This window comes from Siccibacter turicensis LMG 23730, assembly GCF_000463155.2.
Classification (GTDB): domain Bacteria; phylum Pseudomonadota; class Gammaproteobacteria; order Enterobacterales; family Enterobacteriaceae; genus Siccibacter; species Siccibacter turicensis.
This window is the reverse complement of the sequence record NZ_AWFZ01000050.1, coordinates 42,773-65,507: the sequence shown is the minus strand read 5'-3', so window position 1 is coordinate 65,507 and position 22,735 is coordinate 42,773. Positions and strand designations below refer to the sequence as shown.

Annotated in this window: 20 protein-coding genes and 1 other RNA gene; 16 read left to right on the top strand and 5 right to left on the bottom strand. The window is 58.3% G+C overall.

What is annotated here, in order from left to right:
• Positions 1-184: 184 nt before the first annotated feature.
• From epd to DW58_RS16170, 6 genes are all read left to right on the top strand, one after another.
• Positions 185-1,204, top strand: coding sequence for an erythrose-4-phosphate dehydrogenase (gene epd / locus DW58_RS16195; protein WP_024549909.1), 1,020 nt, complete (start codon positions 185-187; stop codon positions 1,202-1,204).
• A 48-nt stretch (positions 1,205-1,252) separates the two neighbouring features.
• Positions 1,253-2,416: a phosphoglycerate kinase gene (pgk, locus tag DW58_RS16190; RefSeq protein ID WP_024549910.1), complete on the top strand. Its 1,164-nt coding sequence runs from the start codon at positions 1,253-1,255 to the stop codon at positions 2,414-2,416.
• Positions 2,417-2,577: 161 nt separating this feature from the next.
• Complete coding sequence (gene fbaA / locus DW58_RS16185; protein ID WP_024549911.1) at positions 2,578-3,654, top strand: class II fructose-bisphosphate aldolase; 1,077 nt, start codon at positions 2,578-2,580, stop codon at positions 3,652-3,654.
• 189 nt (positions 3,655-3,843) lie between these two features.
• Positions 3,844-4,728, top strand: a complete 885-nt coding sequence (gene mscS, locus DW58_RS16180) for a small-conductance mechanosensitive channel MscS (protein WP_024549912.1) — start codon at positions 3,844-3,846, stop codon at positions 4,726-4,728.
• A gap of 140 nt (positions 4,729-4,868) precedes the next feature.
• A complete protein-coding gene (gene argO / locus DW58_RS16175) occupies positions 4,869-5,504 on the top strand; it encodes an arginine exporter ArgO (RefSeq protein ID WP_024549913.1) in 636 nt (211 codons plus the stop codon).
• A gap of 104 nt (positions 5,505-5,608) precedes the next feature.
• Positions 5,609-6,382 carry an oxidative stress defense protein gene (locus DW58_RS16170; RefSeq protein WP_024549914.1) on the top strand — a complete coding sequence of 258 codons (774 nt, stop codon included), beginning with the start codon at positions 5,609-5,611 and terminating at the stop codon, positions 6,380-6,382.
• Between the two features lie 49 nt (positions 6,383-6,431).
• On the opposite strand, the gene argP is transcribed toward DW58_RS16170, so the two are convergent.
• On the bottom strand, positions 6,432-7,325 hold the full coding sequence (gene argP, locus DW58_RS16165; protein WP_024549915.1) for a DNA-binding transcriptional regulator ArgP: 894 nt from the start codon (positions 7,323-7,325) through the stop codon (positions 6,432-6,434).
• A gap of 161 nt (positions 7,326-7,486) precedes the next feature.
• On the opposite strand from argP, the gene rpiA reads away from it, so the two are divergent.
• Complete coding sequence (rpiA, locus tag DW58_RS16160) at positions 7,487-8,146, top strand: ribose-5-phosphate isomerase RpiA (RefSeq protein WP_035885448.1); 660 nt, start codon at positions 7,487-7,489, stop codon at positions 8,144-8,146.
• Positions 8,147-8,416: 270 nt separating this feature from the next.
• Complete coding sequence (serA, locus tag DW58_RS16155) at positions 8,417-9,655, top strand: phosphoglycerate dehydrogenase (protein WP_024549916.1); 1,239 nt, start codon at positions 8,417-8,419, stop codon at positions 9,653-9,655.
• A gap of 83 nt (positions 9,656-9,738) precedes the next feature.
• On the opposite strand, the gene DW58_RS16150 is transcribed toward serA, so the two are convergent.
• The 3 genes from DW58_RS16150 to zapA all read right to left on the bottom strand — a co-directional run bounded on the left by DW58_RS16150 (position 9,739) and on the right by zapA (position 10,958).
• Positions 9,739-10,335: a 5-formyltetrahydrofolate cyclo-ligase gene (locus tag DW58_RS16150; protein WP_035885449.1), complete on the bottom strand. Its 597-nt coding sequence runs from the start codon at positions 10,333-10,335 to the stop codon at positions 9,739-9,741.
• Positions 10,336-10,395: 60 nt separating this feature from the next.
• Positions 10,396-10,579, bottom strand: a non-coding RNA gene (gene ssrS / locus DW58_RS20360) — 6S RNA.
• Positions 10,580-10,628: 49 nt separating this feature from the next.
• On the bottom strand, positions 10,629-10,958 hold the full coding sequence (gene zapA / locus DW58_RS16145; protein WP_024549918.1) for a cell division protein ZapA: 330 nt from the start codon (positions 10,956-10,958) through the stop codon (positions 10,629-10,631).
• A gap of 167 nt (positions 10,959-11,125) precedes the next feature.
• On the opposite strand from zapA, the gene DW58_RS16140 reads away from it, so the two are divergent.
• From DW58_RS16140 to DW58_RS16105, 8 genes are all read left to right on the top strand, one after another.
• Positions 11,126-11,704, top strand: coding sequence for a YecA/YgfB family protein (locus DW58_RS16140; RefSeq protein WP_024549919.1), 579 nt, complete (start codon positions 11,126-11,128; stop codon positions 11,702-11,704).
• A 29-nt stretch (positions 11,705-11,733) separates the two neighbouring features.
• Positions 11,734-13,050 carry a Xaa-Pro aminopeptidase gene (gene pepP, locus DW58_RS16135; RefSeq protein ID WP_024549920.1) on the top strand — a complete coding sequence of 439 codons (1,317 nt, stop codon included), beginning with the start codon at positions 11,734-11,736 and terminating at the stop codon, positions 13,048-13,050.
• Positions 13,047-14,225: a 2-octaprenyl-6-methoxyphenyl hydroxylase gene (gene ubiH / locus DW58_RS16130; protein WP_024549921.1), complete on the top strand. Its 1,179-nt coding sequence runs from the start codon at positions 13,047-13,049 to the stop codon at positions 14,223-14,225. The genes pepP and ubiH overlap by 4 nt, the downstream gene beginning before the upstream one ends.
• Positions 14,226-14,235: 10 nt before the next feature.
• A complete protein-coding gene (ubiI, locus tag DW58_RS16125) occupies positions 14,236-15,438 on the top strand; it encodes an FAD-dependent 2-octaprenylphenol hydroxylase (protein ID WP_024549922.1) in 1,203 nt (400 codons plus the stop codon).
• A gap of 423 nt (positions 15,439-15,861) precedes the next feature.
• A complete protein-coding gene (gene gcvT / locus DW58_RS16120; RefSeq protein WP_024549923.1) occupies positions 15,862-16,959 on the top strand; it encodes a glycine cleavage system aminomethyltransferase GcvT in 1,098 nt (365 codons plus the stop codon).
• 28 nt (positions 16,960-16,987) lie between these two features.
• Entirely contained in the window at positions 16,988-17,374 is a 387-nt protein-coding gene (gene gcvH / locus DW58_RS16115) for a glycine cleavage system protein GcvH (RefSeq protein ID WP_024549924.1), read from the top strand.
• Between the two features lie 124 nt (positions 17,375-17,498).
• A complete protein-coding gene (gcvP, locus tag DW58_RS16110; protein ID WP_024549925.1) occupies positions 17,499-20,372 on the top strand; it encodes an aminomethyl-transferring glycine dehydrogenase in 2,874 nt (957 codons plus the stop codon).
• A 60-nt stretch (positions 20,373-20,432) separates the two neighbouring features.
• Complete coding sequence (locus DW58_RS16105) at positions 20,433-21,176, top strand: SDR family oxidoreductase (RefSeq protein WP_024549926.1); 744 nt, start codon at positions 20,433-20,435, stop codon at positions 21,174-21,176.
• 85 nt (positions 21,177-21,261) lie between these two features.
• Here DW58_RS16105 and DW58_RS16100 read toward each other — a convergent pair whose 3' ends face one another.
• Positions 21,262-22,695 (bottom strand): 6-phospho-beta-glucosidase, encoded by a 1,434-nt coding sequence (locus tag DW58_RS16100; protein WP_024549927.1) that lies wholly within the window; start codon positions 22,693-22,695, stop codon positions 21,262-21,264.
• Positions 22,696-22,735 lie beyond the last annotated feature (40 nt).

Sequence of the window (22,735 nt, the reverse complement as noted above, 5' to 3'; positions counted from 1 at the left end):
GTCAGCGGCGCTGGCGTTCCTTTTATTCCGCGCTTCGCTTATGCTAGCTGAAGCGTTTCAGTAAGGTTTGTGAGCGACAAAATCTCGAACGACAAACAGTTTGTGACGAGCAAGGTTTCCCCCGGTAGCAGGCTGCATTACTCTGTGCTGCGTTGCCAGATGAGGCAAAACTTGCGGGAGTATTATGACGATACGTGTAGCGATTAACGGCTTCGGTCGCATTGGACGCAATGTGCTTCGTGCTTTATACGAAACCGGGCGTCGGGCGGAAATCACCGTAGTGGCAATCAATGAACTGGCGGATGCCGCAGGCATGGCGCATTTGTTGAAATACGACACCACCCACGGCCGCTTTGCCTGGGATGTGCGGCAGGAGCGCGAACAGCTGTGGATTGGCGACGACATTATCCGCCTGCTCCATGAGCCAGGTCTTGAGACGCTGCCGTGGCGCGAGCTGGGTGTGGACATTGTGCTGGACTGCACCGGCGTCTATGGCACGCAGGCCCACGGGCTGGCGCATATCGAGGCCGGGGCGAAAAAGGTGCTCTTTTCCCATCCGGGTGCCAGCGACCTTGACGCGACCGTCGTCTACGGCGTCAACCATCGCGATTTGCGTCCGGAACACCGCATCGTTTCCAACGCATCCTGCACCACAAACTGTATTATTCCCGTGATAAAACTGCTCGACGACGCGTTCGGCATTGATTCCGGAACGGTGACCACGATCCATTCCGCGATGAACGATCAGCAGGTGATCGACTCCTGGCATACCGATCTCCGCCGTACCCGCGCGGCCAGCCAGTCGATCATTCCGGTGGATACCCGTCTTGCAGCCGGTATAACTCGTATTTTTCCGAAATTTAATGACAGATTTGAAGCAATTGCGGTACGGGTTCCCACCATAAACGTGACGGCAATCGATCTGAGCGTAACGGTGCTTGAACCTGTAAATGCCAGTGATGTCAACCACTTGCTGCAAAAAGCGGCGCAAGATACATTTCATGGTATAGTTGACTATACGGAATTACCGTTGGTCTCAACCGATTTTAACCACGATCCGCACAGTGCCATTGTGGACGGCACGCAGACGCGTGTGAGTGGAGCACATCTGATTAAAACGTTAGTCTGGTGTGATAACGAATGGGGCTTTGCTAACCGGATGCTCGACACCACGTTAGCGATGGCCGCTCAAGGTTTCAGGTAGGACGCGGGTTGCGTCTGCAAAACTTTAGAATCAACGAGAGGATTCACCATGTCTGTAATTAAGATGACCGATCTGGATCTGGCTGGTAAACGTGTTCTGATCCGTGCCGACCTTAACGTGCCGGTTAAAGACGGAAAAGTAACGTCAGATGCCCGTATCCGTGCATCGCTGCCGACCATCGAGCTGGCGCTGAAGCAGGGTGCGAAAGTGATGGTGACGTCCCACCTGGGCCGTCCGACCGAAGGCGAATATAACGAAGAATTCTCTCTGCTGCCGGTAGTGAACTACCTGAAAGATAAAATCTCCAGCCCGGTTCGTCTGGCAAAAGATTACCTGGACGGCGTTGAGGTTGCTGAAGGCGAGCTCGTCGTACTGGAAAACGTTCGCTTCAACAAAGGCGAAAAGAAAGACGACGAAACCCTGTCTAAAAAATACGCGGCGCTGTGTGACGTGTTCGTAATGGACGCCTTCGGTACTGCGCACCGCGCGCAGGCATCCACCCATGGCGTCGGAAAATTCGCCGACATCGCCTGTGCAGGTCCGCTGCTGGCGGAAGAGCTGGACGCGCTGGGTAAAGCCCTGAAAGAGCCGGCACGCCCGATGGTGGCTATCGTTGGCGGTTCTAAAGTTTCCACCAAACTGACCGTACTGGATTCCCTGTCTAAAATCGCCGATCAGCTGATCGTCGGTGGCGGCATCGCTAACACCTTCGTGGCGGCCCAGGGCCACAACGTGGGTAAATCCCTGTACGAAGCGGATCTGGTAGACGAAGCAAAACGCCTGCTGACCACCTGCGACATCCCGGTTCCGACCGACGTGCGCGTTGCCACCGAGTTCTCCGAAACCGCGACCGCTACCCTGAAATCCGTATCTGACATCAAAGACGACGAGCAGATTCTGGATATGGGCGACGTGTCCGCTGAGAAACTGGCAGAGATCCTGAAGAATGCGAAAACCATTCTGTGGAACGGCCCGGTTGGCGTGTTCGAATTCCCGAACTTCCGTAAAGGCACTGAAATCGTAGCGCGCGCCATCGCAGACAGCGATGCGTTCTCCATCGCAGGCGGCGGCGATACCCTGGCAGCTATCGACCTGTTCGGTATTGCTGACAAAATTTCCTACATCTCTACCGGCGGCGGTGCGTTCCTCGAATTCGTGGAAGGCAAAGTTCTGCCAGCAGTTGCCATGCTCGAAGAGCGTGCCAAACAGTAATTGTTAATCGGGCGGGGTAACCCGCCTGTTTTACTCCTTTTTCCACCCTATGGGTTTTACGCTGCAGGATCGCAAACGTCTGGCACTCAGGCAGACACCGCAACAGCATTCGCCGCGTAAAAGACAGTGGGTATAACGGCCGAAGATACAGGACGACGAATATGTCTAAAATTTTTGATTTCGTAAAACCTGGCGTGATCACTGGTGATGACGTTCAGAAAGTGTTCAAGGTAGCTAAAGAGAACAACTTTGCCCTGCCAGCAGTAAACTGCGTTGGCACCGACTCTATCAACGCCGTTCTGGAAACCGCAGCGAAAGTAAAAGCGCCGGTTATCGTTCAGTTCTCTAACGGTGGTGCTGCATTTATCGCCGGTAAAGGCTTCAAAGGCGAAGGCCAGGAAGCGGCTATCCTTGGCGCTATCTCTGGTGCGCATCACGTACATCAGATGGCTGAGCACTACGGTGTTCCGGTTATCCTGCACACTGACCACTGCGCGAAGAAACTGTTGCCGTGGATCGACGGTCTGCTGGACGCGGGTGAAAAACACTTCGCGGCTACCGGTAAACCGCTGTTCTCTTCCCACATGATCGACCTGTCTGAAGAGTCTCTGGAAGAGAACATCGAGATCTGCTCTAAGTACCTGGAGCGCATGTCTAAACTGGGCATGACTCTTGAGATCGAACTGGGCTGCACCGGCGGTGAAGAAGATGGCGTGGACAATAGCCACATGGACGCTTCTGCACTGTACACCCAGCCGGAAGACGTTGATTACGCGTACACCAAACTGAACGCGATCAGCCCGCGCTTCACCATCGCGGCCTCCTTCGGTAACGTACACGGCGTTTACAAGCCGGGTAACGTGAAGCTGACCCCGACCATTCTGCGCGACTCTCAGGAATACGTGTCCAAAAAACACAACCTGCCGCACAACAGCCTGAACTTCGTATTCCACGGCGGTTCCGGTTCCTCTGCGCAGGAAATCAAAGACTCCGTAAGCTACGGCGTGATCAAAATGAACATCGATACCGACACCCAGTGGGCTACCTGGGACGGTATTCTGAAGTACTACAAAGAGAACGAGGCTTACCTGCAGTCTCAGCTGGGCAACCCGAAAGGCGAAGACCAGCCGAACAAGAAATACTACGATCCGCGTGTCTGGCTGCGTGCTGCGCAGACCAGCATGGTGACCCGTCTGGAGCAGGCGTTCAAAGAACTGAACGCGGTAGACGTGCTGTAATCTGCTGACTGCCCTGACGACCAAGGCCCGCTGATGCGGGCCTTTTTTTATGCACATCTTCTGTAACAGCTTATTGCGCCTACGGTTTGGCAAACTCTCCGCTTTTTGTTTACCCTTAAATTACCTGCACATACCGCGATTACCGCGTATGTTTTTCGCCCCTGAGGGGCAGTTTTGAAGGAAATTATGATGGATGATTTGAACGTGGTAGACAGCATCAATAACGCCGGCGGATGGCTGGTGCGCAACCAGGCGCTGCTGCTGAGTTATGTTGTCAATATTGTGGCCGCGATTGCCATCATTATTGTGGGGATGATCATCGCCCGCATGGTGTCCAACGGGGCGAACCGCGTGATGCGCGCCCGCCACATTGATGCCACGGTAGCCGACTTCCTCTCAGCGCTGCTGCGCTATGGAGTTATCGCGTTCACGCTGATTGCCGCCCTGGGCCGCGTTGGGGTGCAGACCGCCTCGGTGATCGCGGTGCTGGGTGCCGCCGGTCTGGCCATTGGCCTGGCGTTGCAAGGCTCGCTCTCCAACCTGGCGGCGGGCGTGCTGCTGGTGACCTTCCGTCCGTTCCGCGCCGGCGAGTATGTCGATCTGGGCGGCGTGGCCGGTACCGTGCTCAACGTGCAGATCTTCTCCACTACCTTGCGTACCGTGGACGCGCGCATCGTTGTGATCCCAAACGGGAAAATCATTGCCAACAATATCATCAACTTCTCCCGTGAGCCGGTGCGCCGCAACGAGATTATCATCGGCGTTTCTTACGAGGCGGATATCGATCAGGTGAAGCAGATCCTGACGGATATTATCCAGTCCGACGAGCGTGTTCTTAAGGATCGTGAAATGACGGTGCGCCTGAACGAGTTAGGGGCTTCCTCGGTCGACTTTGTGATCCGCGTCTGGAGTAACAGCAGCGATTTACAGAACGTTCGTTGGGACTTACTGGAGCGCATCAAAAAAGCGTTCGACGCCAACGGCATCAGCATCCCGTATCCGCAGATGGACGTAAACTTCAAACGAGTTAAAGCGCCGGAGAAAGAGTACGAGCAGGCGCCGGTTAATCACTAAATCCCAAAGCCGACTATGGTCGGCTTTTTTGTGGTTATCAATATTAGCCTTGCTTATAAGCGATTAAAATTATCCATTTCCGCTAATGAGACGGCGGCGCTATAGTCTGCTTCATATCCTGAATGAGCAGAGAATTAATTGTGATTGCATACTATTTTCAAGGGCTTGCGCTGGGCGCGGCCATGATCCTCCCCCTTGGCCCGCAAAACGCCTTTGTATTAAATCAGGGCATCCGCCGTCAATACCATCTGATGATCGCCAGCCTGTGCGCACTGAGCGATATTGTCCTGATCAGCGCCGGCATCTTTGGCGGCAGCGCATTACTTACGCAGTCTCCATTGCTGCTGACCCTGGTGACCTGGGGAGGCGTGGCCTTCCTGCTGTGGTATGGCTGGGGGGCGCTGAAAACCGCACTGAGCCGGAACATTGAAATGGTCAGCGCGCAGGCATTGAAGCAGGGGCGACTGCGCCTTATCGCTACCATGCTGGCGGTGACCTGGCTTAATCCCCACGTCTATCTGGATACGTTCGTGGTGCTGGGCAGCCTGGGCGGGCAGATGGCGGACGAGCCGAAACGCTGGTTCGCGCTGGGCACCATCAGCGCCTCGGTGCTGTGGTTCTTCGGCCTGGCGCTGCTGGCCGCCTGGCTTGCGCCGCGCCTGCGCACCGTCACGGCACAGCGCATCATTAATGCGCTGGTGGGCGTCGTAATGTGGGTGATTGCGCTGATGCTGGCCCGGGAGGGTTTCTCCCACCTTTTGGGCATTATTAACTAATCTTAATCCGATAGACTTAGACGTCGCAGGGTTTACTCTCTGCGACAGAGGCTCGTCATTTTTCGACGGGTTATCCTTTCCCGGCACAGCAAGGAGAAATAACAGTGAAGTTTAAGATGATGGCCCTGGCGGCCCTGATTGGATGCAGCACATTCCCGGCGCTGGCAAACGAGCTGCCAAACGGTCCGCATATTGTCACTACCGGTACCGCCAGCGTTGACGCTGTTCCGGATATCGCCACCCTGACCATCGAAGTGAACGTGGCGGCGAAAGATGCCGCGTCCGCCAAGAAACAGGCCGACGACCGCGTTGCGCAATACCTGACGTTCCTGCAAAACAATAACGTCGAGAAAAAGGATATCGCCTCGGCGAATCTGCGTACCCAGCCGGATTACGACTATCAGGATGGCAAAAGCATTCTCAAAGGCTATCGCGCCGTGCGCACCGTGGAAGTGACGCTGCGTGAGCTGGATAAGCTGAATTCGATTCTGGACGGCGCGCTGAAGGCCGGTCTGAATGAGATCCGCTCCGTATCGCTGGGCGTCGCGAAGCCGGAAAGCTATAAGGACGAGGCGCGCAAAGCGGCCATCAAAGACGCTATCCATCAGGCAGAACAGCTGGCGTCTGGCTTCAGCAGCAAGCTTGGCAGCGTCTACAGCGTGCGCTATCACGTCTCCAACTATCAGCCGCAGCCGATGGTGCGGATGATGAAGGCCGATGCCGCACCAGCGTCAGCCCAGGAAAGCTACGAGCAGCCGACCATTCAGTTTGACGATCAGGTGGATGTGGTCTTTGAACTGCAGCCGGGCGAAAACGGTAACGGTAACGCCCAGAGCGCTACATCTCCGGCAACGCCGGCCACTACGCCCGCGAAGTAATCGACCGATAAAAAAAGCCCCGCGCAGTATGGCGGGGCTTTTTTTTGCCTTAATCCTGGCGCAGCACCCGATGGCCGTGGCTCAGCAGCGCATCGGTGACGTTGCGCATCATGCGGCTTTCCGGCGCAAACCGATGCCAGTAAAGCATCCGGCGCTGGAACAGGCCCGGCGTCAAATCGATAAGCTCGCCGCTGTTGAGCTCTTTCTCGATTTGCAGATGGGGGATCATGCAGCAGGTGGTGCCCTGACGGGCCAGCTGCACGAAGGCTTCAGATGAGTTCACGATATGACACGGCACGCTGCCGGGCGGCAGATCGAAATTCTGCTGTAAAAACGCCTGATGCATATCGTCGAGATGGTCGAAGGCGACGGCGGGGGCTTTCAGCAGGGCGGAACGCGTGACGCCGTTGGGAAAATAGCGTTCGGCGAAAGCCTTTGAGCCGACAAACAGATAGTCGAGCGCCCCCAGCTGGTCAACGAGGCAGCTCGGCAGCGCCTGAGACTGAATACTCACCGCGCCCACCACTTCACCGCGGCGAAGACGCTCCTGGGTGCGGGTTTCGTCCTCAACCTGAAGGTTCAGGCGAATAGGGGAGTCGGCCAGCACCGGGGCCAGCGCCGGCAGCAGCCAAGTTGCCAGACTGTCGGCGTTGACCGCCAGCGACAGCAGCAGGGGCGTCGCACCGGTTTGCTCATCACCGAGCCACTCCTCTTCCAGCAGCTCCACCTGACGCAGCAGCGCCAGCAGCTTTTGCCCCTGCTCGGTCGGGCGCGGCGGGACGGTACGTACCAGCAGCGGCTGGCCAAACATGTTTTCCAGCTGCTTAATGCGCTGTGAGACGGCGGACTGCGTGATACACAGCTTCTGAGCCGCGCGCTCGAATCCACGCTCGCGGATGACCGCATCCAGCGCCTGTAAAGTTCTATAGTCCGGGCGTTTCATGGCTCCACGCACTCCTGTTTTAATATGCCCAGCACTATGACATAAATTTACCTTTGTTACAGAGCCTTTCGGTTAAATCACACCCTTACGATTCCGGGCGGGAATGTCCCGGTGGATAGGGTTATAATCCGCGGCAGTTTCTTTACCACAGGCGAAAGATCATGACCCAGGATGAATTAAAAAAGGCCGTTGGTTGGGCCGCGCTCCAGTACGTGCAGCCGGGCACCATTGTGGGCGTCGGCACGGGTTCCACCGCCGCGCACTTCATTGATGCGCTGGGAACGGTGCGTCATCAGATTGACGGCGCAGTGTCCAGCTCCGATGCCTCCACCGAAAAACTCAAAAGCCTCGGCATTCCGGTATTTGACCTGAACGAGGTGGATTCCCTGGGGATTTACGTTGATGGCGCGGATGAGATCAACGATCGCATGCAGATGATAAAAGGCGGCGGCGCGGCGCTGACGCGTGAAAAAATCATCGCCTCGGTAGCCGAGAAGTTTATCTGCATCGCCGACGCCTCAAAGCAGGTGGCGATCCTCGGTGCGTTCCCATTGCCGGTAGAGGTAATTCCGATGGCGCGTAGCGCCGTGGCGCGCCAGCTGGTGAAGCTGGGCGGGCGTCCGGAGTACCGTCAGGGCGTGGTGACGGATAACGGCAATATTATCCTCGACGTGCACGGTCTGGAGATCCTCGATCCCATCGCGCTGGAAAATGCGATTAACGGCCTGCCGGGCGTGGTGACCGTCGGGCTGTTTGCCAACCGTGGTGCGGACATTGCACTTATCGGCGGCCCCGACGGCGTGAAAACCATCGTAAAATGATCTGAAGGGGGTGCCCCGGCGCCCCCGCACTGTAAAAAAAACGACACCGGCATATTTGGTGACATCTGTCACATATCCCCACCCTTTCTCAACTTCATTCCGGTTAGCTTTCAACAGCCAGTATTTTCTGCTGCTTTCCGCCGCTGCATGACGTTTGCTCAAATGACCTGCGCAAACGTTCATATTGCCGCGATAGTTTTTTTTGATATGTTGAATCGACGCGGGTGACAAGCTCAGCACACTCTCAGTACAGACAAACAGGGTCGGGAAATGGCAAAAGTATCGCTGGATAAGAGCAAAATTAAATTCCTGCTGGTGGAAGGCGTGCACCAGAAAGCAATCGATAACCTGCGCGCAGCCGGTTATACCAACATCGAATTTCACAAAGGCGCGCTGGACAGCGAGGCGCTGAAAGCCTCGATTCGCGATGCGCATTTCATTGGTATTCGATCCCGTACCCATTTGACTGAAGAGATTTTCGCCGCCGCCGAAAAACTGGTCGCGGTAGGCTGCTTCTGCATCGGCACCAACCAGGTCGACCTCAACGCGGCAGCAACCCGGGGTATTCCGGTGTTCAACGCGCCGTTCTCTAACACCCGTTCGGTCGCAGAGCTGGTCATCGGCGAACTGCTGCTGCTGCTGCGTGGGATCCCCGAGGCGAACGCGAAAGCGCACCGCGGTATCTGGAACAAACTGGCGGCCGGTTCCTATGAGGCGCGCGGGAAAAAGCTGGGGATTATCGGCTACGGTCACATCGGCACCCAGCTTGGCATCCTCGCCGAATCGCTGGGCATGTACGTCTATTTTTATGATATCGAAAGCAAACTGCCGCTCGGGAACGCTACCCAGGTGCAGCATCTCTCCGATCTGCTGAACATGAGCGACGTGGTGAGCCTGCACGTACCGGAGAACGCCTCGACCAAAGACATGATCGGTGCAGAAGAGCTGGCACTGATGAAGCCAGGCGCGCTGTTGATCAACGCCGCACGCGGTACCGTGGTGGACATTCCCGCCCTGTGTGACGCGCTGCGTACGAAACATCTGGCCGGCGCGGCCATCGACGTGTTCCCGGAAGAGCCTGCCACCAACAGCGATCCGTTTACCTCAGCGCTGATCGAGTTCGATAACGTGATCCTGACGCCCCATATCGGCGGCTCCACCCAGGAAGCGCAGGAGAACATCGGCCTCGAAGTCTCCGGCAAACTGGCCAAATATTCCGATAACGGCTCTACGCTGTCAGCGGTTAACTTCCCGGAAGTGTCGCTTCCGCTGCACGGTGGTACCGTGAGTCGTCTGCTGCACATTCACGAGAACCGTCCCGGCGTGCTGACCGCCATCAACCAGATTTTTGCCGAGCAGGGCGTCAACATCGCCGCGCAGTTCCTGCAAACAACGCCGCAGATGGGTTACGTGGTCATTGATATCGATGCGCAGGAAGATGTGGCGAACAAAGCGCTGCAAAGCATGAAGGCGATTCCGGGCACCATCCGCGCTCGCCTGCTTTATTGATAAGTTTTGTTTCACATTTTCAGGCGTTGAAAAAAAAGCCCTCGCGATGCGGGGGCTTTTTTTTATCGGTAGAGCGCTGCCGTTTACCACTCCCATAGGCGGGATGGGGTGACCACCGCCGGGAGCGGAACGTCCCACTCCTCTACGGGCAGCTGCGCCACCTGCTGGCAGTCATGCGCATAGCCCACCGGGCTGATGCCGTGCTGCTGCCAGTTTTGCAGCGTGCGGTCGTAAAATCCGCCCCCCATGCCCAGGCGCTGGCCGTGGATATCAAACGCTACCAGCGGCGTCACCAGCACGTCCAGCCGATCCAGGGGCAGCACGTCGCGCACATCCAGCTTCGGCTCGTGGATGTTCAGCCGATTGATCTGCAGTTCGCTCTCGGGATGGTAATGCAGGAACAGCAGGTTTCCGGGGCTGAAAGGGTGCAGCACCGGCAGGTACACGCGCTTACCGGCGCGCCACAGGCGGTCAATCAGCGGACGCGTGTCGAGCTCGCCATCGAACGACAGGAATACCGCGACGTTATGCGCCAGCACCACAGGGGGCCATGCCATCATGCGATTGGCAGCCAGATCGGCGAAATGGGCTTGCTGTTCAGGGGTTAAGGCACGACGTAATTGCCGGATATGCTTACGAATTTCTTGTCGGGATGATGCCGGGAGAGGATGTTGCGTCATGTCATACGCTTATCTGGAAAAGCGCGCGTTGCGCAGGAACAAGGCTGTGGTAAAAGAGAGGGAATCTCCGAGATGCCGCCGCAGGCTGTAACCCTTGAACCCGCGGTTCAAGGTGAATGCGTCGTCACGGTCTTAAGGCTTCTCGGACGAACCGAGCATGCTCACCGACCGTGGAGCGTCACATTCTGTTTTTTTGAAATATCGGCTCAGGGGACTGGCCCGCTTGCGAACATCTCAGAGAAATTTTGTACTTCACGGTAACTCTAACATAAAGAACCCTGAAGTGTTATCCGTTATTCGAACTTTGGACCCGATCTTTCGCTAATGCGACCCTGGTCAAGTAACGCTTGCTCAATGGTCTGCTGTAGCATCCGAATACGCTGTTCCATGCTGGAGGCGTAGTCGCGGGTTTTGGTCTTTTCCTGTGCGAGCTCATAACAGACGTTAAGTGCTGCGATGAAGACCAGTTGCTCTGTATTTGTGACTCTAGTGCGAACTTTCAGATCTTGCAACCGCTGGTTCAGGTCTTCTGCTGCCTGATTCAGCGCATCTCTCTGTTCAGGCGGACAATTCACCCGCAGAGAACGGCCAAAAATTTGGATATCGACTGGTTGTGCAGACATGACACCTTCCTGCTGTTTGACTGCGCGACCCTCACCGCCGGCCTGCCTGGGCTGCGAAGGGGCGACACTATAGCTACCCTGATTTGATGACACAAGCCCTTTCTGGTTCACCAGGGTCCAAAGTGGTAGCATATCACGATCTTAACCTCCCAACGACGACGAATGCTATGTCTACAAATAACGAATTACCTGGCTACGAGGAACTGGGCCAGTTGCTTTCCCAGCAGGATGTCGGCTTAACGCCTGCGGAAATGCACGGCCTTATCAGCGGCATGCTGTGCGGCGGCAACAACGACAGCACCTGGCAGCCGCTGCTGCACGACCTGACTAACGAAGGCCTCGCGTTCGGGCAGAACCTGGCGCAGATGCTGCGTCAGATGCACGCGGCCACCGGCGATGCGCTGGAAGACGACGGCTTTCAGTTTCAGCTCTATCTTCCGGACGGCGATGCGGTGACGGTGTTCGATCGCGCCGATGCGTTAGCTGGCTGGGTGAACCACTTCCTGCTGGGCCTGGGCGTGACCCAGCCGAAGCTGGACAAGGTCACCGGCGAAGCGGGCGAGGCGATCGACGATCTGCGTAACATCGCTCAGCTTGGCTACGACGAAGATGAAGATCAGGAAGAGCTGGAGATGTCGCTGGAAGAGATCGTGGAGTACGTCCGCGTGGCGGCCCTGCTGTGCCATGACCGCTTCAACCGCCAGCCGCCTACGGCACCGGAAGTGCAAAAGCCGACGCTACACTAATTCATATCCATCGCTTTTGAGGAGAGGTCATGACGCCCCAGGAATATCGTCGACGTCGCCAGGCGTTACTGGCAAAGATGGCTCCGGCCAGCGCGGCACTGATTTTCGCCGCGCCAGAAGCGCCGCGCAGCGCGGACAGCGAGTATCCGTATCGGCAGAACAGCGATTTCTGGTATTTCACCGGCTTTAACGAGCCTGAAGCCGTGCTGCTGCTGATCAAAAGCGATGAAAACCATAACCACAGCGTGTTGTTCAACCGGGTGCGCGACAAAAACGCCGAGATCTGGTTTGGTCGTCGTCTTGGGCAGGATGCGGCACCCGACGCGCTGGGCGTGGATCGCGCCCTGGCCTTCAGCGAAATCGATGAGCAGCTCTATCAGCTGCTGAACGGACTGGACGTGGTGTACCACGCTCAGGGCGAGTATGGCTATGCCGATACCATCCTCTTCACCGCGCTGGATAAACTGCGCAAGGGCTCGCGTCAGAACCTGACCGCCCCGGCCACGCTCACCGACTGGCGTCCCTGGGTGCACGAGATGCGCCTGTTCAAGTCCGATGAGGAGCTGGCGGTGATGCGCCGCGCCGGCGAAATCAGCGCGCTGGCGCATACCCGTGCGATGGAAACGTGCCGTGCAGGAATGTACGAATATCATCTCGAAGGCGAAATCCATCACGAGTTTAACCGCCACGGCGCGCGCTATCCGGCCTATAACACCATCGTCGGCAGCGGTGAAAACGGCTGCATCCTGCACTACACCGAAAATGAGAGCGAGCTTCGTGATGGCGATCTGGTGCTGATTGACGCCGGGTGCGAATACCGTGGCTATGCGGGTGATATCACGCGTACCTTCCCGGTGAGTGGCAAATTTACTCCGGCGCAGCGTGCCGTTTATGACATCGTGCTGGCGTCGCTGGAAGCCTCTCTTACCCTGTTCCGTCCCGGCGTCTCTATTCAGGACGTCACCGGTGAGGTGGTGCGCATCATGGTCACCGGCCTGGTGGATCTCGGCATTCTTCACGGTGAGGTGGAGACGCTGATTGCTGAAAACGCCCACCGTCCGTTCTTTATGCATGGACTTAGCCACTGGCTGGGGCTCGACGTGCATGACGTTGGCGTGTACGGCCCGGACCGCTCGCGGCCGCTGGAGCCGGGGATGGTGATTACGGTGGAGCCGGGGCTGTATATCGCACCGGACGCCGACGTCCCGGCGCAGTACCGCGGGATTGGCATCCGCATTGAAGACAATATTCTCATTACCGATAGCGGCAACGAGAACCTGACCGCCAGCGTCGTGAAGCGTGCCGATGATATTGAAGCCCTGATGGCGGCGGCGCGTCAGTCATGAGCGTGATTATCGCGGGCGGCGGCATGGCGGGTGCGACCCTTGCCCTGACCCTGTCGCATCTGACCAACGGCGCGCTGCCAGTGCATCTGGTGGAAGCCAGCAACCCGTCAGCGGCCAGCCATCCGGGCTTTGACGCCCGCGCCATTGCGCTTGCGCACGGCACCACGCAGCAGCTGGCGCGTACCGGCATCTGGCAGGCCATTGCCGATCGCGCCACGCCGATTCATACCGTCCACGTCAGCGATCGCGGCCATGCCGGCTTCGTCACGCTTGATGCGAAGGATTACCACATTCAGGCGCTGGGGCAGGTCGTTGAGCTGCATGACGTGGGCCAACGCCTTTTTGCCCTGCTCCGCAAAGCACCCGGCGTGACGCTGCACTGCCCGGCGCGGGTGGCGCAGTTTGACCGCGACCCGCAGCGCGTTCACGTGACGCTAGATACCGGCGAAACGCTCAGTGCCAGTCTGCTGGTCGCCGCCGACGGTGCCCGCTCGGCGCTCGGTGCGCAAAGCGGCATTACCCGTCACGAACAGGATTATCATCAGGTCGCGGTGATCGCTAACGTGACCACCGCCGTTCCCCATCGCGGTCGCGCGTTCGAGCGCTTTACCGAGCATGGTCCGCTGGCGCTGCTGCCGATGTCGGGCAACCGCTGCTCGCTGGTGTGGTGTCATCCCCGCGACCAACAGCAGGCGGTAATTGACTGGAGCGACGAGCGCTTCTGCAACGAGCTGCAACGCGCGTTCGGCTGGCGGCTTGGTCGCATTGTGCACGCCGGGGTTCGCAATGCCTATCCGCTGGCGCTTAGCCAGGCGGACAGCACGATTTCACATCGCGTGGCGCTGGTGGGAAACGCGGCGCAGACGCTGCATCCGATTGCCGGACAGGGTTTCAACCTGGGGCTGCGCGACGTCATTTCGCTGGCGGAGAACCTTGCTGACGCCTTCAACGACGATCCGGACTGCGGACGCTACACTGTGTTACAGGCCTGGCAGCAGCAGCGCCAGGCGGACAAAGCCGCCACTATCGGCATGACGGACGGGCTGGTGCATCTTTTCGCCAACCGTTGGGCGCCGCTGGTGGCAGGCCGTAATCTCGGCCTGATGGCGATGGAACTGATTACGCCAGCACGAAACGTGCTGGCCAGGCGAACCCTTGGCTGGGTCGCACGTTAAGGAGACGAATGTGCAAAGCGTAGATGTGGCAATTGTCGGCGGTGGGATGGTCGGCCTCGCGGTTGCCTGCGGGTTGCAGGGCAGTGGTCTTCGCGTTGCGGTGCTGGAGCAGCATGCGCCAGAGCCGCTGGCTGCCGATGCGCCGCCGGCGCTGCGCGTGTCGGCAATTAACGCCGCCAGTGAAAAACTGCTGGAAAAGCTGGGCGTCTGGGACGAGATACAGCGTGGACGCAACAGTCCTTATCACGGCATGGAAGTGTGGGACAAAGACAGCTTTGGGCAGATCGCCTTCGATGACAAATCGCTCGGCTACAGCCATCTGGGGCATATCATCGAAAACCCCGTGATTCATCAGGCGCTGTGGGACAAGGCGCAGCGCTGCGCTGACGTCACGCTTATCGCGCCGGCGCAGATGCAGCAGGTCGCCTTTGGTGAAAACGAAGCGTTTTTGACCCTGACCGACGGCACCATGCTCACCGCGCGTCTGGTGGTGGGCGCCGACGGGGCGCACTCCTGGCTGCGCGAGCGGGCGGACATTCCGCTGACCTTCTGGGACTACCGCCACCATGCGCTGGTCGCCACCATCCGTACCGACGAGCCGCACCGGCAGGTGGCGCGGCAGGTGTTCCACGGCGACGGCATTCTGGCGTTCCTGCCGCTGGCCGACCCGCATCTCTGCTCTATCGTCTGGTCGCTGCCGGCGGATGAGGCGCAGCGCATGCAGCAGGCCGACGAGGAGACCTTTAATCAGGCGCTGTGCGTGGCCTTTGATAACCGGCTTGGCCTGTGCCACGTCGAGAGCGAACGTCATGTACATCCTCTGACCGGGCGCTACGCGCGTCAGTTTGCCGCGCACCGTCTGGCGCTGGTGGGCGATGCGGCCCATACCATTCATCCGCTGGCGGGGCAGGGGGTAAACCTTGGCTTTATGGATGCCGCTGAGCTGATTGACGAACTGCGGCGTTTGCAGCGCCAGGGCAAGGATATCGGCCAGCATCTTTATCTGCGCCGCTACGAGCGCAACCGTAAGCACAGCGCCGCGCTGATGCTGGCAGGCATGCAGGGTTTCCAGGAACTGTTTGCTGGTACCCATCCGGCGAAAAAACTGCTGCGCGATATCGGCCTTAAACTTGCCGACAGGTTGCCAGGGGTAAAACCGCAGCTTATTCGCCAGGCGATGGGCCTGAACGATCTCCCCGACTGGTTACGTTAACTGCGTCACACTTTCCCTTTTCCGTCCGCGGAAAGGGAAAATCTCCTCGTTTGAAATATTCTAATTTCACCCATTTTTTCGGATTAGATTTACTCATGTGACGATTTTTGCGATCCGCTCATTTTTCTCCGCTTTCCATGCTTAATGCTGACTTATGCGCATTGCCCCCTCGATAGCCGATGTTTTACAGCGGTAATGCCGTCACTCTTCAGCGTAAAGCTCTGCGGCGCGTTTGGCGATTTTGCGCCATAAGCTAATGTGATGACCCATTTTTACTTATGGTTAATCCCTTACTTCGGTGATAAGTTCAGGCCAAAGGTAACGTTTGCGTCGCGACCGGGACGGGTCGTGGCTCGGGGGTTCATCCTGTGAGTTTACGGGCTGGCGTCCCACCTTCGTACCCGCTGACAATCCGAGGAAAAGATGGCTCAACAAACCCCTTTGTATGAACAACACACCCTCTGCGGTGCACGCATGGTTGATTTCCACGGCTGGATGATGCCACTGCATTACGGCTCGCAGCTCGACGAGCACCACGCGGTACGCCGCGACGCCGGCATGTTCGACGTTTCCCATATGACCATTGTCGATCTGCGCGGCGCGCGCACCCGGGAATTCCTGCGTTTTCTGCTGGCCAACGACGTGGCAAAACTGACCACGCCGGGCAAAGCGCTCTATTCCGGCATGCTTAACGCCTCCGCCGGCGTGATCGACGATCTGATTGTCTACTTTATGACGGAAGACTATTTCCGCCTCGTGGTGAACTCCGCTACCCGCGAGAAAGATCTCGCCTGGATTGAAGAGCATGCCGCGGCCTACGGCGTTGAGATCACCGTTCGCGACGATCTGGCTCTTATCGCGGTGCAGGGCCCGCAGGCAAAAGAGAAAGCGGGCACGCTGTTTACCGAGGCGCAGCGTCAGGCCGTTGACGGCATGAAGCCGTTCTTTGGCGTTCAGGCCGGCGATCTGTTCATTGCCACTACCGGTTATACCGGCGAGGCGGGATACGAGATTGCGCTGCCCAACGAGCAGGCCGCGGATTTCTGGCAGGCGCTGGTGAAGGTGGGCGTTCAGCCGTGCGGCCTCGGCGCGCGCGACACGCTGCGTCTGGAAGCCGGCATGAACCTGTACGGTCAGGAGATGGACGAGGGGATCTCTCCGCTCGCCGCCAACATGGGCTGGACCATCGCCTTTGAACCGGCCGATCGCCAGTTTATCGGGCGCGATGCGCTCGAATCCCAGCGCGAGCATGGCACCGAACAGCTGGTCGGGCTGGTGATGACCGAAAAAGGCGTGCTGCGTAACGGCCTGCCGGTGCGCTTCACCGATGCCCAGGGCAACCCGCAGGAAGGCGTTATCACCAGCGGCACGTTTTCCCCGACGCTGGGCTACAGCATTGCATTAGCGCGTGTCCCGCAGGGCATCGGCGAGACCGCTATTGTACAAATCCGCAACCGTGAAATGCCGGTTCGCGTGACCAAACCCGTTTTCGTTCGCGCCGGTAAAGCCGTCGCGCAGTGATATCGCTATCAGGATCAGGAGAAAAACAATGAGCAATGTTCCAGCAGAACTGAAGTACAGCAAAGAGCACGAATGGCTGCGTCAGGAAGCCGACGGCACCTGGACGGTAGGGATCACCGAGCATGCGCAGGAGTTGCTGGGCGATATGGTGTTTGTCGATCTGCCGGCCGTGGGCACCACCGTCAGTGCGGGCGATGACTGCGCAGTGGCCGAGTCCGTCAAGGCCGCTTCCGATATCTATGCGCCGATTGGCGGTGAAATCGTGGCGGTAAACGACGCCCTGAGCGACAACCCGGAACTGGTTAACAGCGAGCCTTATGGTCAGGGCTGGATTTTCAAAATCAAAGCCAGCGACGAGTCGCAGATCGCCGATTTGCTGGATGCCGCGGCGTACGAAGCGCTGTTAGACGAGTAATTGCTGTCGCGCGCGCCCACGTTGGGTCCGCGCAGGGGCGGGAAGGCACCGTTTTTTCTCGCCTTGCCCCTCACCGCCGGGAGGGGATCCTTCTATTCACCGCACGTTTCAGGAACCATCGCTCATGACACAGACTTTAAGCCAGCTTGAAAACCGTGGCGCCTTTATCGAACGTCACATCGGGCCGGATGCACAGCAACAGCAGGAGATGCTAAATGCGGTTGGCGCGGATTCGTTAAACGCCCTGATCGCACAGATCGTGCCGAAGGATATCCAGCTTGATGCGCCGCCGCACATCGGCGACGCCACCACCGAATTCGCCGCGCTGGCGGAACTGAAAAGCATCGCCGGGTTGAACAAGCGCTTTAAGTCTTACATTGGCATGGGCTACACCCCGGTGCACCTGCCGCCAGTTATCCTGCGTAACATGCTGGAAAATCCGGGCTGGTACACCGCCTACACCCCGTATCAGCCGGAAGTCTCCCAGGGGCGTCTCGAAGCGCTGCTCAACTTCCAGCAGGTTACGCTGGATCTGACCGGGATGGACATCGCCTCCGCATCGCTGCTTGATGAAGCGACCGCCGCCGCCGAAGCGATGGCAATGGCGAAGCGCGTCAGCAAGCTCAAACAGGCTAACCGCTTCTTCGTGGCGGCCGACGTGCACCCACAAACTCTCGACGTGGTGCGTACCCGCGCGGAAACCTTCGGTTTTGACGTGATTGTCGATGAGGCTGACCGGGTGCTCGACCACCAGGACGTGTTCGGCGTACTGCTTCAGCAGGTGGGTACCACCGGGGAGGTGCATGACTACGGCACGCTGATTGGCGAACTGAAGGCGCGCAACGTGATTGTCAGCGTGGCGGCCGACCTGATGGCGCTGGTGCTGTTAACCGCGCCGGGCAAACAGGGCGCCGACATCGTGTTCGGTTCCGCACAGCGCTTTGGTGTGCCGATGGGCTACGGCGGCCCACACGCCGCCTTCTTTGGCGCGAAAGATGAGTTCAAGCGCTCCATGCCGGGCCGCATCATCGGCGTCTCCCGCGATGCGGCGGGTAACACCGCGCTGCGCATGGCGATGCAAACGCGCGAGCAGCATATTCGTCGTGAAAAGGCGAACTCCAACATCTGTACCTCCCAGGTACTGCTGGCCAATATCGCCAGCCTCTACGCCGTGTTCCACGGGCCGGAAGGGCTGAAGCGTATTGCCAGCCGCATTCACCGCTTTGCCGATATTCTGGCGGCGGGTCTGCAAAAAGGCGGCCTGAAGCTGCGTCACGCCCACTGGTTCGACACCCTGTGCGTTGAGGTGGCCGATAAAGCCGCGGTGCTGGCTCGTGCCGAGGCGGCGCAGATTAACCTGCGTAGCGACGTGCTCAATGCGGTCGGCATCACGCTGGATGAAACTACCACCCGCGAGGATGTGGCGAATCTGTTTACCGTTCTGCTGGGCGATGCGCACGGCCTGGATATCGACGTGCTCGATCGCGACGTGGCGCACGACAGCCGCTCGATTCCTTCTGCCATGCTGCGCAACGATGCGATCCTTACCCACCCGGTGTTCAATCGCTACCACAGCGAAACGGAAATGATGCGCTATATGCACAGCCTGGAGCGTAAAGATCTGGCCCTCAACCAGGCGATGATCCCGCTCGGCTCCTGCACCATGAAGCTTAACGCCGCGGCGGAGATGATCCCGATCACCTGGCCTGAGTTTGCCGAACTGCATCCGTTCTGTCCGGCGGATCAGGCGGAAGGCTATCACCTGATGATCGGCCAGCTCTCCGACTGGCTGGTGAAACTCACCGGCTATGATGCGCTCTGTATGCAGCCGAACTCCGGCGCGCAGGGGGAGTATGCGGGACTGCTGGCGATTCGCCGCTATCACGAAAGCCGCAACGAGGGGCATCGCGATATCTGTCTTATCCCGGCCTCCGCGCACGGTACTAACCCGGCATCGGCGCAGATGGCCAGTATGCAGGTTGTGGTTGTGGCCTGTGATAAGCAGGGCAACATCGATCTGGCGGATCTGCGTGTGAAAGCCGAACAGGCGGGCGACAAGCTCTCCTGCATCATGGTGACCTACCCGTCTACCCACGGCGTGTACGAAGAAACCATTCGTGAGGTGTGCGAGATCGTGCACCAGTTCGGCGGCCAGGTGTATCTCGATGGCGCCAACATGAATGCCCAGGTGGGTGTTACCACGCCAGGCTTTATCGGCGCGGACGTCTCGCACCTGAACCTGCATAAAACCTTCTGCATCCCGCACGGCGGCGGCGGCCCGGGCATGGGGCCAATCGGCGTCAAAGCGCATCTGGCACCGTTTGTACCGGGCCACAGCGTGGTGCAGATCGAAGGCATGCTGACTCGCCAGGGTGCGGTATCCGCCGCGCCGTTTGGCAGCGCGTCAATCCTGCCGATAAGCTGGATGTATATTCGTATGATGGGCTCTGAAGGGCTGAAACAAGCCAGCCAGGTCGCCATTCTCAACGCTAACTACATCGCTACCCGCCTGCAGTCGGCGTATCCGGTGCTCTACACCGGCCGCGATGGCCGCGTCGCGCACGAATGCATCCTGGATATCCGTCCGCTGAAGGAAGCGACCGGTATCAGCGAGCTGGATATTGCCAAACGTCTGATCGACTACGGCTTCCATGCGCCGACCATGTCATTCCCGGTTGCCGGCACGCTGATGGTAGAGCCGACCGAATCTGAAAGTAAGGTCGAGCTGGATCGCTTTATCGATGCGATGCTGACGATCCGCAGCGAGATCGATCGCGTGGCGGCCGGCGAATGGCCGGCGGATAACAACCCGCTGGTTAATGCCCCGCACACCCAGTCTGAGCTGGTGGGCGAGTGGGATCACCCGTACACCCGCGAGCTGGCCGCCTTCCCGGCAGGCTTTGCCAATAAGTACTGGCCGACCGTAAAACGTCTTGATGATGTCTACGGCGATCGCAATCTGTTCTGCTCATGCGTACCGATGAGCGAATACCAGTAACCGCTATCCTGCTGTAATCTAAGGGCACTTCGGTGCCCTTTTTTATTTCTGGAGGAAATGATGGCTGTTGCACTGGTGACCGGTGGAAGCCGTGGAATTGGACGTGCTACCGCACTGCTGCTGGCCCAGCAGGGGTATAGCGTAGTGGTGAATTACCATGCCAACGACGCGGCAGCGCAGTCGGTGGTTGACGACATCCGTGTTGCGGGTGGCACGGCGCAGGCCATCCGGGCGGACGTGTCGGATGAAGCGCAGGTCGTGACGATGTTCGAGCAGATCGACCGTTTTATGGGGCCGCTGGATGCGCTGGTGAATAACGCCGGCATTCTTTTTCAGCAGGCGCGGCTGGAGGATCTGTCAGCGGCACGGATCAACGAGGTGCTGATGACCAACGTCACCAGCTATTTCCTCTGCTGCCGCGAAGCGGTGAAGCGCATGTCGCACCAGCACGGCGGCAAAGGTGGCGCGATCGTTAACGTGTCGTCCGCGGCCTCGCGTCTCGGCGCGCCGGGCGAATATGTTGATTATGCCGCCTCGAAAGGCGCGATAGATTCCATGACTACAGGGCTGTCGCTGGAAGTGGCAGGGCAGGGGATCCGGGTAAACTGCGTACGCCCCGGCTTTATCTATACCGACATGCACGCCTCGGGCGGTGAACCAGGTCGGGTCGATCGGGTGAAAAGCGCGATACCGATGCAGCGCGGCGGTCAGCCGGAGGAGGTTGCGCAGGCTATCGCCTGGCTTCTGAGCGAGAAGGCATCGTATGTGACCGGCACTTTTGTTGATATGGCGGGCGGGAAATAATGTCTGCCCCTCTTTTCATGCAAAGAGGGGCGCGAGAACGTGATGGTGAGAACCGCGTCCGCCGGAAACGCGGTCAGCGCCTCGTTTAGAGCTGCTCGCCGTTGCTGGCGATAACCTGCTTGTACCAGTCAAAGCTCTTCTTACGCGAACGTGACATGTCGCCGGTGCCGTCGTCGTGTTTGTTCACGTAGATAAAGCCGTAACGCTTGCTGTACTGCCCGGTGGTGAAGGAGACGCAGTCGATGCAGCCCCACGGCGTGTAGCCCATCAGGTCCACACCATCGTAAGTGACCGCTTTCATCATTTCTTCCACGTGCGCACGCAGGTAGTCGATGCGGTAGTCGTCGTTGATGCTGCCGTCGGCCTCAACCTTGTCGTAGGCACCGAAGCCGTTTTCAACGATGAACAGCGGTTTCTGGTAGCGCTCGTAAAGCTCACACAGGGCATAGCGCAGGCCAACCGGGTCAATCTGCCATCCCCAGTCGGAGGCTTTCACGTGTGGGTTAGGTACGCTGCCCTGGAAGCCGGTCAGCGCGTCGCCGGAGCCGCCTTCCGCTTTCACGGCGTTGGTCATGTAGTAGCTAAAGCCCAGATAGTCGCAGCAGCCTTCGCGCAGGATCTGTTCGTCGCCCTCTTCCATTTTGATGTTGAATCCGCGGCGCTCCCACTCGTTTAGCACGTAGGACGGATAGTAGCCACGCAGCTGCACATCGGTGAACACATAGCGCTCACGCATAGACTCCTGAGCGAACATCACGTCTTCTGGCTTACAGGAGAACGGATAGAGCGGTACCATCGCCAGCATGCAGCCAATCTGCATGTCCGGATTAATGCGATGACCAATCTTCACGGCCTGAGCGCTGGCAACGAACTGGTGATGCAGCACCTGGTACATCACCTCTTCCGGGTTCTCATGCTCGGTGTAAACCACGCCAGAGCAGCAGTAGCCGAACAGCGGCGCGCGCCAGTTACGCTGGTTGTTGATCTCGTTAAAGGTCATCCAGTATTTCACTTTGCTTTTGTAACGCTCGAACACCACTTCGGCGAAGCGTACAAAGAAATCAACGACTTTGCGATTGGTCCAGCCGCCGTACTCCTGCACCAGGTGCAGGGGCATTTCAAAGTGGGAGAGGGTGATTACCGGCTCGATGTTGTATTTCAGCAGCTCATCAAACATATCGTCATAGAACTGCAGCCCCTCTTCGTTCGGCTGGGTCTCATCCCCTTTCGGGAAGATACGCGTCCAGGCGATGGAGGTGCGGAAACATTTGAAGCCCATCTCGGCAAACAGTTTGATGTCTTCTTTGTAGTGACCGTGAAAATCGATCGCTTCGTGGTTAGGGTAATACTTGCCGGGTTCGACGCTTTTGGTGATGACACGCGGCACGCCGTGTGCGCCGCCGGTTAACACGTCACAAATGCTCGGGCCTTTGCCGCCTTTATCCCAACCGCCTTCAACCTGATGTGCGGCTACGGCGCCGCCCCATAAAAAGTCTTTTGGTAGTGTCAGTTTTTTCATACTTGTTATCTCGTCGTCGTTGGGTAAATAAATGTCAATT